14 protein-coding genes and 3 rRNA genes are annotated in these 16,590 nt (G+C 42.7%); 16 read left to right on the forward strand and 1 reads right to left on the reverse strand.

What is annotated here, in order from left to right:
* The 13 genes from ATG70_RS18285 to rsmI form a co-directional block, all read left to right on the forward strand.
* Positions 1-249 (forward strand): 16S ribosomal RNA (locus ATG70_RS18285); the annotation flags it as partial.
* Positions 250-486: 237 nt separating this feature from the next.
* Positions 487-3,416: ribosomal RNA gene (locus ATG70_RS18290) — 23S ribosomal RNA — on the forward strand.
* 91 nt (positions 3,417-3,507) lie between these two features.
* A 5S ribosomal RNA gene (gene rrf / locus ATG70_RS18295) occupies positions 3,508-3,624 on the forward strand.
* Positions 3,625-4,260: 636 nt separating this feature from the next.
* Positions 4,261-4,455 carry a sigma factor G inhibitor Gin gene (locus tag ATG70_RS18305; protein ID WP_098445892.1) on the forward strand — a complete coding sequence of 65 codons (195 nt, stop codon included), beginning with the start codon at positions 4,261-4,263 and terminating at the stop codon, positions 4,453-4,455.
* Positions 4,456-4,609: 154 nt separating this feature from the next.
* Positions 4,610-6,049 carry an aminotransferase class I/II-fold pyridoxal phosphate-dependent enzyme gene (locus ATG70_RS18310; RefSeq protein WP_098445893.1) on the forward strand — a complete coding sequence of 480 codons (1,440 nt, stop codon included), beginning with the start codon at positions 4,610-4,612 and terminating at the stop codon, positions 6,047-6,049.
* 4 nt (positions 6,050-6,053) lie between these two features.
* Positions 6,054-6,695, forward strand: a complete 642-nt coding sequence (gene tmk, locus ATG70_RS18315; RefSeq protein ID WP_098445894.1) for a dTMP kinase — start codon at positions 6,054-6,056, stop codon at positions 6,693-6,695.
* Positions 6,696-6,730: 35 nt separating this feature from the next.
* A complete protein-coding gene (locus ATG70_RS18320; RefSeq protein ID WP_098445895.1) occupies positions 6,731-7,060 on the forward strand; it encodes a cyclic-di-AMP receptor in 330 nt (109 codons plus the stop codon).
* A gap of 22 nt (positions 7,061-7,082) precedes the next feature.
* On the forward strand, positions 7,083-8,069 hold the full coding sequence (gene holB, locus ATG70_RS18325; protein WP_098445896.1) for a DNA polymerase III subunit delta': 987 nt from the start codon (positions 7,083-7,085) through the stop codon (positions 8,067-8,069).
* A 4-nt stretch (positions 8,070-8,073) separates the two neighbouring features.
* Positions 8,074-8,901, forward strand: coding sequence for a PSP1 domain-containing protein (locus ATG70_RS18330; protein ID WP_098445897.1), 828 nt, complete (start codon positions 8,074-8,076; stop codon positions 8,899-8,901).
* A 16-nt stretch (positions 8,902-8,917) separates the two neighbouring features.
* The gene (gene yabA / locus ATG70_RS18335; protein ID WP_098445898.1) at positions 8,918-9,262 is read left to right on the forward strand and encodes a DNA replication initiation control protein YabA; all 345 of its coding nucleotides are present in this window, start codon (positions 8,918-8,920) and stop codon (positions 9,260-9,262) included.
* An 87-nt stretch (positions 9,263-9,349) separates the two neighbouring features.
* Positions 9,350-10,087, forward strand: a complete 738-nt coding sequence (locus ATG70_RS18340) for a tRNA1(Val) (adenine(37)-N6)-methyltransferase (protein WP_098445899.1) — start codon at positions 9,350-9,352, stop codon at positions 10,085-10,087.
* Positions 10,074-10,376: a GIY-YIG nuclease family protein gene (locus ATG70_RS18345; RefSeq protein WP_098445900.1), complete on the forward strand. Its 303-nt coding sequence runs from the start codon at positions 10,074-10,076 to the stop codon at positions 10,374-10,376. The genes ATG70_RS18340 and ATG70_RS18345 overlap by 14 nt, the downstream gene beginning before the upstream one ends.
* A complete protein-coding gene (rsmI, locus tag ATG70_RS18350) occupies positions 10,336-11,202 on the forward strand; it encodes a 16S rRNA (cytidine(1402)-2'-O)-methyltransferase (protein ID WP_098445901.1) in 867 nt (288 codons plus the stop codon). The genes ATG70_RS18345 and rsmI overlap by 41 nt, the downstream gene beginning before the upstream one ends.
* A 50-nt stretch (positions 11,203-11,252) precedes the next feature.
* Here rsmI and ATG70_RS18355 read toward each other — a convergent pair whose 3' ends face one another.
* Positions 11,253-11,531, reverse strand: a complete 279-nt coding sequence (locus tag ATG70_RS18355) for an AbrB/MazE/SpoVT family DNA-binding domain-containing protein (RefSeq protein WP_098445902.1) — start codon at positions 11,529-11,531, stop codon at positions 11,253-11,255.
* 515 nt (positions 11,532-12,046) lie between these two features.
* Here ATG70_RS18355 and metG point away from each other — a divergent pair.
* From metG to ATG70_RS18370, 3 genes are all read left to right on the forward strand, one after another.
* The gene (gene metG, locus ATG70_RS18360) at positions 12,047-13,987 is read left to right on the forward strand and encodes a methionine--tRNA ligase (RefSeq protein ID WP_098445903.1); all 1,941 of its coding nucleotides are present in this window, start codon (positions 12,047-12,049) and stop codon (positions 13,985-13,987) included.
* A gap of 279 nt (positions 13,988-14,266) precedes the next feature.
* Entirely contained in the window at positions 14,267-15,037 is a 771-nt protein-coding gene (locus ATG70_RS18365; RefSeq protein WP_098445904.1) for a TatD family hydrolase, read from the forward strand.
* Between the two features lie 155 nt (positions 15,038-15,192).
* Complete coding sequence (locus tag ATG70_RS18370) at positions 15,193-16,488, forward strand: G5 and 3D domain-containing protein (protein ID WP_257147802.1); 1,296 nt, start codon at positions 15,193-15,195, stop codon at positions 16,486-16,488.
* Positions 16,489-16,590 lie beyond the last annotated feature (102 nt).

The following is a 16,590-nucleotide window of genomic DNA, read 5'->3' on the forward strand; positions in this document are numbered from 1 at the left end:
TCTCAGTTCGGATTGCAGGCTGCAACTCGCCTGCATGAAGCCGGAATTGCTAGTAATCGCGGATCAGCATGCCGCGGTGAATACGTTCCCGGGCCTTGTACACACCGCCCGTCACACCACGAGAGTTTGTAACACCCGAAGTCGGTGGGGTAACCTTTATGGAGCCAGCCGCCGAAGGTGGGACAAATGATTGGGGTGAAGTCGTAACAAGGTAGCCGTATCGGAAGGTGCGGCTGGATCACCTCCTTTCTATGGAGAATTACGAAGGTAACTTACGTTACCAACCTTACATGAGCGTTTCGTTTAGTTTTGAAAGAATGATTTATTCTTTCAAAATAGGTGAAGTGATGAAGCTTACGCTGATTCAAGTAGTAGCCTTGTTCCTTGAAAACTAGATAGCATAAACAACGACATCCAATAATTATTTTTTATGCAAGAACTTAGTAATAACTGATGCGTTATGGCAGCAATGCCTAACAAATCGAAGGTTAAGCTACTAAGGGCGCACGGTGGATGCCTTGGCACTAGAAGCCTAAGAAGGACGGGACGAACACCGATATGCTTCGGGGAGCTGTAAGTACGCTTTGATCCGGAGATTTCCGAATGGGGGAACCCACCATCTTTAATAGGATGGTATCCATTTCTGAATACATAGGGAATGGAAGGCAGACCCGGGGAACTGAAACATCTCATTACCCGGAGGAAGAGAAAGCAAATGCGATTTCCTGAGTAGCGGCGAGCGAAACGGAATCAGCCCAAACCAGAGGGCTTGCCCTCTGGGGTTGTAGGACGTCTCTTTGGAGTTACAAAGGCACGGATAGACGAAGCGACCTGGAAAGGTCCATCAGAGAAGGTAACAATCCTGTAGTCAAAATCCGCTGCCCTCCGAGACGGATCCTGAGTACGGCGGGACACGTGAAACCCCGTCGGAATCTGGGAGGACCATCTCCCAAGGCTAAATACTCTCTAGTGACCGATAGTGAACCAGTACCGTGAGGGAAAGGTGAAAAGCACCCCGGAAGGGGAGTGAAAGAGAACCTGAAACCGTGTGCCTACAACTAGTTGGAGCCCGTTAATGGGTGACAGCGTGCCTTTTGTAGAATGAACCGGCGAGTTACGATCCCGTGCAAGGTTAAGCTGATAAGGCGGAGCCGCAGCGAAAGCGAGTCTGAATAGGGCGAAATAGTACGTGGTCGTAGACCCGAAACCAGGTGATCTACCCATGTCCAGGGTGAAGTTCAGGTAACACTGAATGGAGGCCCGAACCCACGCATGTTGAAAAATGCGGGGATGAGGTGTGGGTAGCGGTGAAATGCCAATCGAACCTGGAGATAGCTGGTTCTCTCCGAAATAGCTTTAGGGCTAGCCTCGCGGCAAGAATCTTGGAGGTAGAGCACTGATTGGACTAGGGGTCCTTACCGGATTACCGAATCCAGTCAAACTCCGAATGCCAACGATTTATCCGCGGGAGTCAGACTGCGAGTGATAAGATCCGTAGTCGAGAGGGAAACAGCCCAGACCACCAGCTAAGGTCCCAAAGTATACGTTAAGTGGAAAAGGATGTGGCGTTGCTTAGACAACCAGGATGTTGGCTTAGAAGCAGCCATCATTTAAAGAGTGCGTAATAGCTCACTGGTCGAGTGACGCTGCGCCGAAAATGTACCGGGGCTAAACGTATCACCGAAGCTGTGGATTGTCTTACGACAATGGTAGGAGAGCGTTCTAAGGGCTGTGAAGTCAGACCGAAAGGACTGGTGGAGCGCTTAGAAGTGAGAATGCCGGTATGAGTAGCGAAAGACAAGTGAGAATCTTGTCCGTCGAAAGCCCAAGGTTTCCTGAGGAAGGCTCGTCCGCTCAGGGTTAGTCGGGACCTAAGCCGAGGCCGAAAGGCGTAGGCGATGGATAACAGGTTGATATTCCTGTACCACCTCCTTTCCGTTTGAACGACGGGGGGACGCAGAAAGATAGGGAGAGCGCGCTGCTGGAAATGCGCGTCCAAGCGATTAGGCTGGTGAATAGGTAAATCCGTTCACCGTGAAGGCTGAGTCGTGATGGCGAGGGAAATTTAGTACCGAAGTCCTTGATTCTACGCTGCCAAGAAAAGCCTCTAGTGAGGAAAGAGGTGCCCGTACCGCAAACCGACACAGGTAGGCGAGGAGAGAATCCTAAGACGATCGGGAGAACTCTCGTTAAGGAACTCGGCAAAATGACCCCGTAACTTCGGGAGAAGGGGTGCTTCCTCGGGTTAATAGCCCAGGGGAGCCGCAGTGAAAAGATCCAAGCGACTGTTTAGCAAAAACACAGGTCTCTGCAAAGCCGTAAGGCGAAGTATAGGGGCTGACACCTGCCCGGTGCTGGAAGGTTAAGAGGAGGGGTTATCCCTTACGGGAGAAGCTCTGAATCGAAGCCCCAGTAAACGGCGGCCGTAACTATAACGGTCCTAAGGTAGCGAAATTCCTTGTCGGGTAAGTTCCGACCCGCACGAAAGGTGCAACGACTTGGATACTGTCTCAACGAGAGACCCGGTGAAATTATAGTACCTGTGAAGATGCAGGTTACCCGCGACAGGACGGAAAGACCCCATGGAGCTTTACTGTAGCCTGATATTGGATTTTGGTACAGCTTGTACAGGATAGGTAGGAGCCATAGAAGTCGGACCGCCAGGTTCGATGGAGGCGTCGGTGGGATACTACCCTGGCTGTACTGACATTCTAACCCAGCACCGTGATCCGGTGCGGAGACAGTGTCAGGTGGGCAGTTTGACTGGGGCGGTCGCCTCCTAAAGTGTAACGGAGGCGCCCAAAGGTTCCCTCAGAATGGTTGGAAATCATTCGCAGAGTGTAAAGGCACAAGGGAGCTTGACTGCGAGACCTACAAGTCGAGCAGGGACGAAAGTCGGGCTTAGTGATCCGGTGGTTCCGCATGGAAGGGCCATCGCTCAACGGATAAAAGCTACCCTGGGGATAACAGGCTTATCTCCCCCAAGAGTCCACATCGACGGGGAGGTTTGGCACCTCGATGTCGGCTCATCGCATCCTGGGGCTGAAGTAGGTCCCAAGGGTTGGGCTGTTCGCCCATTAAAGCGGTACGCGAGCTGGGTTCAGAACGTCGTGAGACAGTTCGGTCCCTATCCGTCGCGGGCGCAGGAAATTTGAGAGGAGCTGTCCTTAGTACGAGAGGACCGGGATGGACACACCGCTGGTGTACCAGTTGTTCCGCCAGGAGCATAGCTGGGTAGCTACGTGTGGAATGGATAAGTGCTGAAAGCATCTAAGCATGAAGCCCCCCTCGAGATGAGATTTCCCACAGCATTAAGCTGGTAAGATCCCTTAGAGATGATGAGGTAGATAGGTTCGGGGTGGAAGCGTGGCAACACGTGGAGCTGACGAATACTAATCGATCGAGGGCTTAACCTAAAACAAAAGTGATGTGAGTATGTCTCACTAAACTTGATATTATTGGAATACGTTGTGCGTGCTATCTAGTTTTCAGGGAATACCTGAATAGTCTAGTGATGATGGCGAAGAGGTCACACCCGTTCCCATGCCGAACACGGAAGTTAAGCTCTTCAGCGCCGATGGTAGTTGGGGGATCTCCCCCTGCAAGAGTAGGACGTCGCTGGGCAAAGAAGAAAGGCGAGAGACCAAATGGTTTCTCGCTTTTTTTGTATGGTTTTGTATCTTGATTTTTTATTTTATCTTTTTTGATTGTTGTCAATCGACTTCTTCGAAAGCTACGTAGGGGTGGGAGAAGCAAGAAATTCGAGGAAGCAAGTGATGTCAGACCGGAGTGGATATTTGAAGATCCATGAGGATCTGGCAGCGCGCAGCTGACGAAGAAGTTCGCCGCTTATCGCGCCCCGTATGAGAACACGGAAGTTAAGCTCTAGCGCCGATGGTAGTTGGGGGATCTCCCCCTGCAAGAGTAGGACGTCGCTGGGCAACTGAAAAGAAGCGAGAGACCAAACGGTTTCTCGCTTTTTTGTATGGTTTTGTGGACGAATTTTCACTAGCTCAAATCCCTCATTCAACACGTTCGCGGAATTAATCTCAAATTCGCGGAATAAACTTGCTACCTTCACATATCTCCTTGAGCGATAAGGATAATATACCTTTGAAATTTTCTTTCTTTTCGTAAATCACAGACACGGGATAAGTTACAGGCACATATCCTTAGAAAGAAGCGAAAATTCAGCTTAAATTAAAAAATCGGTATAGATCCGCTATAATTGGGCAATGCTTTTACCATGGAGGTGGGAAGATGGAGAAGACAATCAGGGAGAGCAGCGAGTGCTGTCTTGTTTGTGAAGAGCACAGTTTCAAAGGCATCCATATTTGTGATCGTTTTATCTGTCATGACTGTGAGCGAAAGGTCATTCAAACAGAGACCAGTCATGAAAACTATCAATTTTACCTTGAAAAACTACGCAAACTACGACTAAGTCGATTAGCATAAGCAGATAGCTGTTCCATAAGCTATCTGTTTTTTACTTGACCTAAAGAAGGGAGAATCATAGTGATTTGCTTATCCCTTTACTTCTCCGATAGTCGAGATAATGATAGAATACTAGTATAAGGAAATGACTCTTCAATAGATTGAAGTTGATTTAATGAACAAAATGGATCAAGCTCCATTATATGAAGCTCTACTATCGTGGAAAGATCAAAATCCTCTTTCCTTTCATGTCCCTGGGCATAAGAATGGGACGAGTTTTTCTACATATAAACGTGCGGATGATTTATATAAAGACTTATTGAAAATAGATGCAACCGAACTTTCTGGACTAGATGATCTTCATCATGCAGATGGTCCAATTAAAAAAGCAGAGCAGCTTACTGCTCATCTCTATGGAAGTGTTGAAAGTCGCTTTTTGGTGGGGGGTTCTACAGCTGGGAACCTGGCGATGATCATGGCGTTATGTTCTGAAGGAGACCGTGTTCTTGTTCAGAAGAACTGTCACAAATCCGTATTGAATGGACTGCGCTTAGCTAAAGCTAGACCTATTTTTCTCAGCCCATCTATTGATGAAGCAAGTCAGGTGCCAACAGGAGTAACACTCGATCTCATACGTCGTGCATTGAATCAATATAAAGATATCAAAGTGATTGTACTAACCAATCCAAATTATTATGGAATGACTGTTAACCTAGAGCCGATTATCTCTTATGCTCACCAGAATGGAATTCCGGTTCTAGTTGATGAGGCGCACGGTGCACATTTTGTAAAAGGGGAGTTTTTCCCTGAGAGTGCTTTAAAGCAAGGAGCAGATGTGGTTGTTCAATCTGCCCACAAAACCCTACCTGCTATGACGATGGGTTCTTACTTACACGTAGGGAATGTAACGTATAGGGATGCAATCAATGACTATTTACAACTTTTTCAATCAAGCAGTCCTTCCTATCCAATTATGGCTTCGCTCGATTTAGCGAGACACTATCTTTTTTCGCTGAGAGATGATCAGCTTAGTCTTATTTTAGAAGAGGTTCATCAATTTAAGAAACAACTAAGTGAGGTTCCTGGTATAAGCGTCATAGGGGATGTAGGTCAAGCGTATCACCAGCTTGATCCTCTCAAAATTACGGTACAGTTGTTTGGCATGTCGGGATATGAGTTAGCAAAGAAACTTGAAAATGAGAATGTATTTGTTGAGCTTAGTGATCCTTTAAATGTTTTACTTGTATGCCCAATTGCTTCTAATAAGAAGGTTTTTGACCGGGGATTACAGGCATTTAAAAAAATTGCTTCTCTCAGAGATGAAGCTAATTTTAACGTGTCATTAATTAAGATAGCTGATGAAGATATTACTTTTCCTGCTTATTCCTTTGCGAAGTTGGAGACGATGATGAAAGAGAAGGTTAAGATAACTGAGGCGAAGGGATTGATTGCAGCAAAAGCTGTCATTCCCTATCCACCGGGTGTTCCTATTGTCATACCGGGTGAACGAATTGAATTAGAGAAAATGGAACAGTTAGATATGATTTTACGTGCTGGTGGGCACATACAAGGATTAGATGGTGACATGATTGAGATTGCAAGAGATGAGGAGTAGGGCATTGAAAGGATTATTTATAACTTTTGAAGGACCAGATGGTGCGGGTAAATCCACACAGGTTCAGAAACTAGCTGATTATTTAAATGAAGAGGGGATTCGTTTTATTCATACACGAGAGCCTGGGGGTACAGCAATCAGTGATCAGATTCGTTCGTTGATTTTGAACCCAGAACATAAAGAGATGGTGGATGAGACAGAAGTTCTTCTTTATGCTTCATCGCGTGCGCAGCACGTAAGGGAGAAGATCATTCCGGCATTAAATGAAGGGTACCTTGTGATCTGTGATCGCTTTGTTGATGCATCAATTGCATATCAGGCAGTTGGGCTTGGATTAGATGTGGAAAGTGTGAAGGTCATTAACGAATTTGCTACCGGTGGACTTACACCGGATCGGAGCTATATGATTGATCTGCCAGTTTCCGTTGGTAAAGAAAGAATGATTGCTAGAAATCAACTAGACCGCATTGAACAAAAAGGAACAGCTTATCATGAAAAAGTAAGAGAAGCCTTTTTGGAACTATATAAAGATAATAAAGACCGGATTCATTTAATTAATGGTGAGCAAAATGTTGATGAGATTTTTTCCTCTATAATAAAGGATTTTAAAACACTTTGGGATAATTATTCTACTAATAGCAAATAAAAGGGTGGGAATTTGCCGCCCAGGGAGGGATACAAATGAAGTTAGTCATGGCTGTCGTACAGGATAAAGATAGCAATCGCTTATCCAACGCCCTGGTCGACCATAATTTTCAGGCGACAAAGCTTGCGACCACCGGTGGATTTTTGCGTGCAGGAAATACAACATTCCTTATTGGTACAGAAGACCATCGTGTGCAAAAGCTTCTTGATATCATTAAAGACAATTGCCAAAGCAGAGAGCAAATGGTGGCACCGGTATCTCCAATGGGAGGAAATGCGGACTCTTATGTCCCTTATCCTGTTGAGGTGTCGGTAGGAGGAGCAACGGTGTTTGTTCTTCCAGTAGAGGCTTTCCATCATTTTTAATACGGTAGGATGAGGGATAGAAATGGTAGATTGGAATGAATTAAAAGAACGTCAGCCTACGGTTGTTAGGATGGTAACTAACAGCTTCACAAAGGATCGTCTTTCTCATGCGTACTTATTTGATGGTGGAGCAGGAACTGGTAAAAAAGATGTCGCCGTTCATATGGCAAAAACTTATTTTTGTCAGGAACGTACGGGGATTGAGCCTTGTCAACACTGCAAAGACTGCAAGCGAATTGATTCAGGGAACCACCCGGACCTTCACCTCATAGAGCCTGAAGGTCAATCAATTAAAATTGATCAAATAAGAAAGTTACAAAAGGAATTCTCCTATCTTGGAGTTGAGTCTCGAAAAAAAGTTTATATCTTGAATCATTCAGATCGAATGACAACGCAGGCTGCAAATAGTTTACTTAAATTCCTAGAAGAGCCGGGGCAAATGACGATGGCGATTTTGTTAACTGAACAAAAGCAGCACATTCTTTCGACGATTTATTCGAGGTGTCAGGTCATTACCTTTCAGCCACTTTCAACAAATGGAGTGGAGGAAGCTCTTATAAATGATGGAGTGCCCTCATACCTTGCTAAATCGGCTGCTCAGCTAACGAATGATCAGCGTGCAGCAAAGGAGCTTGCACTTGATGAGTGGTTTGCACAGGCAAGAGCGATAGTGATACAATTGACTGAAGAGTTGAAGGAAAGACCTCATCAGGTTTTCCTAACGATCCATGACAAATGGCTAGCACATTTTAAGGATAAAACGCAGCAGGATATGGGCCTTAACCTTATGCTTTTTTGGTATAAGGATTTATTGAAAATACAACTGCAGGATAATCGGATTGTCTATGCAGATCAGAAGGATAAGCTCGAACGTTATGCCCTTCAATTCGGAAGAAAGAAGATAAGTCAGCATATGATGGCGATACTCGATGCCAAAAGACGTCTGAGTGCAAACACAAACCCACAGTTTGTGATGGAACAGCTAGTGCTCAGGTTACGGGAGGGATAAGTTTGTGTATGAAGTAGTTGGCGTTCGCTTTAAAAAAGCGGGGAAGATCTATTACTTTGATCCGAGTAGCCTCCAGGTGTCCGACAAAGAATTTGTTATCGTGGAGACTGCCAGAGGGGTTGAATTTGGGAAAGTTGTATTAGCTAACAAGCAAGTTGATGAAGAAGATATCGTTCTTCCTCTTAAGAAAGTAATTCGCATAGCCGATGAGAAAGATCGTCTTGCGGTCGAAGATAATAAACATGCAGCTGAAGAAGCATTTGATGTATGCGTTTCTAAAATTGAAGAGTACAAGCTTGATATGAAGCTTGTTGATGTGGAATATACATTTGATCGAAATAAAATTATTTTTTATTTCACAGCAGATGGAAGAGTAGATTTTCGCGAACTTGTGAAAGGGCTCGCATCCATTTTTCGAACAAGAATTGAACTTCGTCAGATTGGGGTACGCGATGAAGCGAAGATGCTTGGTGGTATTGGACCGTGTGGCAGAATGCTTTGTTGCTCAACGTGGCTTGGCGATTTTGAACCTGTTTCAATAAAGATGGCGAAAGATCAAAATTTATCCTTAAATCCTGCTAAAATATCAGGACTTTGCGGCAGATTAATGTGTTGCTTGAAGTATGAGAACGATGCTTATGAGTCTGGTAAAAAAGAGCTTCCAGACGTTGGGAAGACGATTCATACCGGACAGGGCAAAGGAAAAGTTGTTGGGTTGAATATATTGGAACGTCTTGTTCAGGTCGAATTGTTCGAACTTAACCGCGTGACAGAATATACGCTTGATGAATTAATACAAGACGGTGCAGTATCTACGCAAGCCACAGATTGATTGAGGTGGAACGGAAGTGGAGAAAAAAGAAGTTTTTTCACGTGTAAGCTCAATGGAAGAACAGATTGGTGACTTATACAAACAATTAGGCGAACTTAAAGAACATCTTGCAGGACTGCTGGAAGAAAATCACCATCTCGAAATTGAGAATCACCACTTGCGAGAGCGGTTAGAACAAACTTCAGAGCCGAAGAGTCATTCATCTGGCAAGAAGAAGCGTGGTAAACCAGAAGTTGGAGAAGGCTATGATAATCTTGCCAGGTTGTACCAGGAAGGTTTTCATATATGTAATCTCCACTATGGTAGTATTCGGACAGAAGGAGATTGCCTTTTCTGCCTGTCATTCTTAAATAAAAAGTAGTGATCTGGTCTTTCCGTATCTGGAAAGACCTTTTTTACACTTTCGAGTGATTTGATAAACAATTCATATAGATAGGAGAACAGCATCATGCAATTAAACGGTGATGAACGAATTGATTACATCGTTGAAAACGAACTAAGCATTATTCAAAGTCCAACTGTTTTTTCTTTTTCCTTAGATGCAATCTTACTAGCTAGGTTTGCATGGGTTCCAATCAAGCGTGGAAAGATAATCGATCTTTGTACAGGAAACGGTATTATCCCGCTGTTAATATCGAGGAAAAGTGAAGTTACGATTGAAGGGGTGGAAATTCAAGATCGCCTCTTTAATATGGGGCAGAGGAGTATTGAATTAAATAAACTAAGCGCTCAATTAACCCTCCATCATGCGGATATTCGTGAATTACCTTCAACCATTAAACGGGAATCATATGATGCTGTTACGTGTAATCCACCATATTTTAAAAGTAGGCGAAACGAGCAGCGTAACTTAAACGAGCATCTTACTATCGCTCGACATGAAGTGATGTGTACCCTTGAAGATGTCATTCAATCCTGTAGCCAATTAGTTAAGCAGGGCGGTAAGGTATCCCTTGTGCATCGTCCTGAAAGATTACTGGACATTATGACATTAATGCGAAAGTATCGAATCGAACCAAAAAGGATGCAGCTCGTCTATCCGAAAGCTGGTAAAGAAGCAAATACATTGTTAATTGAAGGAATTAAAGATGGAAAACCTGATTTAAAAGTATTGCCGCCCTTCATTGTGTATCGAGACGACAATCACTACACTGATGAAATGAGACATGTTTATGCAGAGCTCTAATCACTATGTGTATATAGTGCAGTGTGGCGACGGAAGCTATTATACTGGCTATACGACTGATTTATCACATCGGTTGGCTCAGCATGAATGTGGAAAAGGTGCGAAATATACAAGGGGAAGAGGTCCGTTAACCCTCGTTTACCAAGCGGAGTTCAAGACAAAGCGTGAAGCGATGCAAGTAGAGTATCAGATCAAACAACGATCGCGCGCTCAAAAAGAAAAGATTATAAAAGAAGAGAGGCAAAATCATGTGGAGTCAACAAAGCTACAAAGAGACCGAGACAGGTAAGCTTTATCTCGTCCCGACCCCAATAGGCAATTTAAACGATATGACCTTTCGTGCAATTCAGACCTTAAAAGACGCTGATCTTATTGCAGCAGAAGATACGAGACAATCCAAAAAATTGACGAACCACTTCGAAATTGAAACAAAGTTAATTAGTTATCATGAGCATAACAAAGAGTCTAGTGGCCATAAATTATTAGAACGTTTAAGAGAAGGACAAACTATCGCCCTGATTAGTGATGCTGGAATGCCTGCTATTTCAGATCCTGGTTATGAAATTGTATCTTCTTGCGTTGCTGAAAATATTCCTGTTATTCCTTTGCCAGGAGCAAATGCAGCGATTACTGCACTTATAGCATCAGGGTTACCGACCCAACATTTCTATTATTACGGTTTTCTCTCGCGCCAGAAAAAGGAGCGAAAAAAGGAACTTTCTCATCTAAAAGGAATTCCGTCGCCAATTTTGTTCTACGAAGCCCCCCATCGGTTAAAGGAAATGATGAAAGCAATCATTGAAGTACTTGGCAATAGAGAAGTTGTAATAGCGAGAGAATTAACGAAGCGGTATGAAGAATTTATCCGTGGAACTGCAGAAGATGTGTTGGAATGGTGTGAACAGTCAGAGATTCGTGGTGAATTCTGCGTCATTGTTGAAGGTGGTAATGAAGAAGAGTCAAATGAAGAACATTGGTGGGCAACCCTTTCTGTCCAAGAACACGTTGAGCATTATATTAATGAGGGAATGAAAAGTAAAGATGCGATCAAACAGGTATCTGTTGAAAGAGAACTTCCGAAACGGGAGGTCTATCAGGTCTATCATGTCGAATAATCATGTTGAAAAAAAGCTCCTGCCAAGGCAGGAGCTTTTGTAAACTAATATTATTTTGCAAGAGCTTTTTGAATTTCTTCCAATACTTGCTCTGCGCCTTCTTTGCTAAGAATAAGCTTGCCATTACCGATTGCAAGGTTGTCATCGGATACTTCGCCAGTTACCTGACAAGTCATGTTAGGCTTATATTTCTTTAGGATGATGCGCTCGTCGTCAACATAGATTTCAAGAGCGTCCTTTTCTGCGATACCAAGTGTACGGCGTAATTCGATCGGAATAACAACACGGCCAAGCTCGTCAACTTTACGTACAATACCAGTAGATTTCATGTTTTATACTCCCCTATTCCCAATTTTTTATTAATTCCGTCAGGATTCGACAAATTTCTCTATTTATGTTCTATATAATACCAGTGTTTCCCATTAGCGTCAATCCTTTTGAATGGGTAAATATTTCCTTAAAAAGGTACGTTAAGGGATTTATAGTACTATGAAATTGCCAAAACCTGACTTGCCTATAATAATAATTCGACAATTTTCTTGTAAATCCTTCGACATGAATTGTAAATTTGTGTAGGTAAAAAGGATTTAAGCTCCGCTTCCTTGCAATTATTCCTTAAATTAGTTATATTTTGATGAAGAAGTGACGTACATAGCGGAACGCAATTGCAGGCTGTAGTTAAAAGGTGCTAATGTTCTCGTCCAAGGTGGGACGGGAGCTTTTTATCTAGTAGCCCCCACCTCAAAACGTGAGTTCATTTGGACGTTAAGGTGGGGAATTCTTTGTTTTTAAAGAACGATCGAGACGTTCCACTTATAACTGTTTTAATCAAGGAGGAAGCAACATGGGTGACAAGACGTTTTATATTACGACACCGATCTATTATCCTAGCGGTAAGCTACACATTGGCCATGCCTATACAACAGTAGCTGGCGATGCAATGGCTCGTTACAAGCGACTAAGAGGCTTTGAAGTTCAATACTTAACTGGAACCGATGAGCATGGACAAAAAATCCAAAAGAAAGCTCAGGAACAAGGTGTTACGCCTCAATCATATGTTGATGACATCGTTGCGGGTATTAAAGACCTTTGGGATAAATTAGACATTAGTTACGACGATTTTATCCGCACAACAGAGAAGCGACACGAAGAGATTGTCGAAACAATTTTCCAAAAGATGTACGAGAAAGGCGATATCTATCTTGACCAGTACGAAGGATGGTATTGCACTCAGTGCGAGTCTTTCTTTACTGAACGCCAGTTAGTTGATGGCAAGTGTCCCGACTGTGGACGAGAAGTAGAAAAAGTGAAGGAAGAATCTTATTTCTTTAAAATGGGTAAATATGCTGACCGTCTCCTGAAATTTTACGAAGATAATCCTGAGTTTATCCAGCCGGAATCTAGAAAGAATGAAATGATCAACAACTTCATCAAGCCTGGTCTTGAAGATCTTGCCGTATCGCGAACTTCTTTCGACTGGGGCGTTAAAGTTCCTGGCGATCCCAAACACGTCATTTACGTTTGGATTGATGCGTTGTCCAATTACATCACCTCCCTGGGGTATGGAACTGAAAATGATGAGCTTTATAATAAGTTTTGGCCAGCCGATGTCCATCTTGTTGGTAAGGAAATCGTTCGTTTCCATACGATTTACTGGCCGATTATGTTAATGTCTCTTGATCTTCCTCTTCCTAAGAAAGTTTTTGCTCATGGATGGTTGTTAATGAAAGATGGAAAAATGTCGAAATCAAAAGGTAACGTCGTAGATCCCGTAACATTAATCGACCGTTATGGTTTGGATGCGTTGCGTTACTATCTATTACGCGAAGTACCGTTTGGTTCAGATGGCGTCTTTACACCAGAGAGCTTTGTTGAACGAATTAATCATGATTTAGCTAACGATCTTGGTAACTTGTTAAATCGAACAGTAGCCATGATTGCGAAATATTTTGACGGTGAAGTACCTGTTTATCAAGGGTCTGTTACCGCTTTTGACGATACTCTCGTTGAGATGGTCGATTCCACCATTTCAAAAGTAGAAAACTCTCTTGAGAATATGGAGTTTTCTGTAGCGCTAGCATCCATTTGGCAGCTCATTAGTCGTACGAACAAGTACATTGATGAAACGGAACCTTGGATTCTTGCAAAAGATGAGGCTAATAAGGAGAAACTTGGCGCCGTAATGGTTCATCTTGCTGAATCGTTAAGACAAGTTGGTATTCTTTTACAGCCTTTCCTAACGCAAACGCCTAAAAAGATTTGGGCGCAGCTGGGAATAGCAGAAGGTGAGAAAACAAGCTGGGATTCATTAGGATTCAAAAAAGGCTACGGTGGTACGACTGTTCAAAAAGATGCACCACTTTTCCCACGTCTTGATCGTGAAGAAGAGGTTGCCTATATCGTCGAACAGATGGGTGGCAATGTTGTGAAAGAAGCACCTGCTGTAGAAAAACCAGATCTAGATGAAATTACAATTGATGACTTTACAAAAGTTGATTTAAGAGTAGCTCAAGTGCTGGAAGTTGAGCCGGTTAAAAAAGCAAATAAGCTTTTGAAATTGAAGTTAGATCTCGGTTATGAAACAAGGCAGGTTGTTTCAGGAATTGCAAAACATTATAAAGCAGAGGATCTCATCGGCAAGAAGGTCGTTTGTGTATCCAATCTTAAGCCAGTAACCCTAAGAGGAGAATTATCTGAAGGCATGATTCTAGCAGGTGAACACGATGGTGAACTAAAATTGTCGACCATTGCTGAAAGTTTGCCGAATGGAACTCAAATTAAATAATCACTCAAGACTCGGTCTTAATCAGACCGGGTCTTTTTTACTTTTCATTTCACAATTTATCCCTGTAAATAAATAGAGGATTTATGAGTGGATTTCCTTCGCTTGTACATCATAAAAGCAAAGCAAACTATGATAGAAAGCCTTAATATACAGAATATTCTAACTTATTTTTTGTTCGTTGTAAACAAATTGTAATTAAAATGAAACTGTTTAGACTTAGAAAAAAACTAGGACATTTGGTACACTAGCATCGTACTAGAGCGGAGAAGGAGTTTTGACATGCTATTCGACACACATACACATTTGAATGTTGAACAATTTTCCGAAGATCAACAAGAAGTGATTGAGCGAGCTCAATCAGCTGGAGTCAGTAAGATGGTTGTGGTTGGTTTTGATCGTGAAACCATTACACATGCTATGGCGCTTGTAGAAAAGTATGATTTTCTTTACGCAGCAGTAGGTTGGCACCCTGTTGATGCAATTGACATGAAAGAGGAAGACCTCGAGTGGATTGAAGAACTTGCTGGCCATCCAAAAGTCGTTGCAATCGGCGAAATGGGCCTTGATTACCATTGGGACAAGTCACCTCATGACATACAAAAAGACGTTTTTCGTAAGCAAATTGCGCTTGCGAAAAGAGTGAATTTACCGATCATCATACATAATCGTGAAGCGACGAGAGATGTCATTGAGGTATTGAAGGAAGAAAATGCAGCAGAAGTAGGCGGCATTATGCATTGTTTCGCTGGAACTGTAGAAGAGGCAAATGAGTGTCTTGAGATGAATTTCTACATTTCTCTTGGTGGTCCAGTGACATTTAAAAACGCTAAACTACCTAAGGAAGTTGCGAAAGAAATACCAGTTGATCGTTTGCTTATTGAAACAGATTGTCCATTTTTAGCACCGCACCCAAACCGAGGTAAACGAAATGAGCCTGCTTACGTAAAGCTTGTAGCAGAGCAAATTGCGGAGTTAAAGGGAATGGACTACGAAGAATTAGCAAGAAGAACATCTGAAAATGCGATGAACCTATTTGGAATCAATCGCTAATCAAAACCGTTGTCGTTAAAAAAAGAGATCATCTTATGCTTTTTTCAGAAACTTCCCCATCAATAGTGAAAATAAAACCTTTTCTATTAATCTCGTAATAAGGGGATAAGTCAGAAGCTTTTCTTTATGAAACACAGTCGGTTCAGGGGGGATCTATGACAATGAAATCGAACATGGAAAACTTTTTTGCTCGTCTTAAGGGCGGAAAGAACGTATTCATGATTTGCTTAAGTGTAATTGTACTGGGTTTAGTCTCCGGCTTTATCGTGTTTGAAACTACAAAAGCTTCGGTCACGCTTGTCCTTGATGGGGAAGAGAAGTTAGTAGATACACATGCAGATACAGTTGCGGAGTTATTAAAAGATGAAAACTTGAGTCCTGATGCTCATGATTATTTAAGTCACGATTTATCAGCACAGCTGGATGCTGTTGACGTGATTGAATGGAAGCCGGCTTTTCAAGTAACACTGTCGGTTAATGGCAAGGATCAACAGGTCTGGTCAACGCAAGAGACTGTTAAAGGTTTTCTAGAAGATCAGAATATCAAGCTAAAAGAACGTGATGAAATGTCTGTTTCTCTCGATGATGAATTGAAGGAAGATATGACAATTGCAGTTGATGAGGCGTTTAAAGTGGCTGTAAATGACGGTGGAAAGCAGAATGATATTTGGACAACTTCGACTACGGTCGCTGGCTTTTTAGAACAGCAGAACATTCAACTTGGAGAACTTGATCGTGTAGAGCCAGGAAAAGACGAGAATGTAAAAGCGAACTCGACAATCAACGTGATTCGAGTAGAAAAGGTCACCGATGTAGTGGAAGAACCAATCGATTATGCAACCATTAAGAAAAACGATAGCTCGATGCAAAAAGGAACTGAAAAAGTAGTAGAAGATGGACAAGAAGGCAAACAAGAGAAACATTATGAAGTTGTTTTAGAAAATGGCAAAGAGGTTTCACGTGAACTTAAGAAAACCGATGTTGTGAAGGAAAGCAGTGACAAAATCGTTGCTGTTGGAACTCAGGTGATTATGCAAACAGCTGTTAAAACAAGTAGTGAGCCTTCAACAACGCCTACTAAATCAACGAAGTCGTCTAGTAAGCCTGAGCCTGCTGCTGATGTGAAGAAGCCTGAACCAAAAGCTAAAAGTGAACCTGCTGGTAAAGTACTTAACGTATCAACTACAGCATACACAGCAAACTGTACAGGATGTTCAGGAATTACTTCGACTGGGTTTAACTTAAAGTCCAATCCTAATGCGAAAGTGATTGCGGTTGATCCGAGTGTTATTCCACTTGGTTCAAAAGTATTTGTTGAAGGATATGGAACGGCGATTGCTGCTGATACAGGGGGAGCAATCAAAGGGAATAAAATTGACGTCTTTTTCTCATCCAAGTCACAGGCCTATGCATGGGGAAATAAGACCGTCCAAATTACAATTCTCGATTAGTGATCGATCTATGATATGCTATTAACACAGAGTGAGGCAAATCTCTCTCTGTGTTTTTTGTATGATAAAGAAAAGTTTAATGAGGAAAACTAAAAGAATTCA

The sequence above is a fragment of the Bacillus sp. es.036 genome, assembly GCF_002563635.1.
Classification (GTDB): Bacteria; Bacillota; Bacilli; order Bacillales; family Guptibacillaceae; genus Guptibacillus.

Coding starts and splice junctions, on each gene's coding strand:
- ATG70_RS18305 (WP_098445892.1), top strand. CDS start 4,261: ATGGAGAAGACAATCAGGGAGAGCAGCGAGTGCTGTCTTGTTTGTGAA.
- ATG70_RS18310 (WP_098445893.1), top strand. CDS start 4,610: ATGAACAAAATGGATCAAGCTCCATTATATGAAGCTCTACTATCGTGG.
- ATG70_RS18320 (WP_098445895.1), top strand. CDS start 6,731: ATGAAGTTAGTCATGGCTGTCGTACAGGATAAAGATAGCAATCGCTTA.
- holB (WP_098445896.1), top strand. CDS start 7,083: ATGGTAGATTGGAATGAATTAAAAGAACGTCAGCCTACGGTTGTTAGG.
- ATG70_RS18340 (WP_098445899.1), top strand. CDS start 9,350: ATGCAATTAAACGGTGATGAACGAATTGATTACATCGTTGAAAACGAA.
- ATG70_RS18345 (WP_098445900.1), top strand. CDS start 10,074: ATGCAGAGCTCTAATCACTATGTGTATATAGTGCAGTGTGGCGACGGA.
- rsmI (WP_098445901.1), top strand. CDS start 10,336: ATGTGGAGTCAACAAAGCTACAAAGAGACCGAGACAGGTAAGCTTTAT.
- ATG70_RS18355 (WP_098445902.1), bottom strand. CDS start 11,531: ATGAAATCTACTGGTATTGTACGTAAAGTTGACGAGCTTGGCCGTGTT.
- metG (WP_098445903.1), top strand. CDS start 12,047: ATGGGTGACAAGACGTTTTATATTACGACACCGATCTATTATCCTAGC.
- ATG70_RS18365 (WP_098445904.1), top strand. CDS start 14,267: ATGCTATTCGACACACATACACATTTGAATGTTGAACAATTTTCCGAA.
- ATG70_RS18370 (WP_257147802.1), top strand. CDS start 15,193: ATGACAATGAAATCGAACATGGAAAACTTTTTTGCTCGTCTTAAGGGC.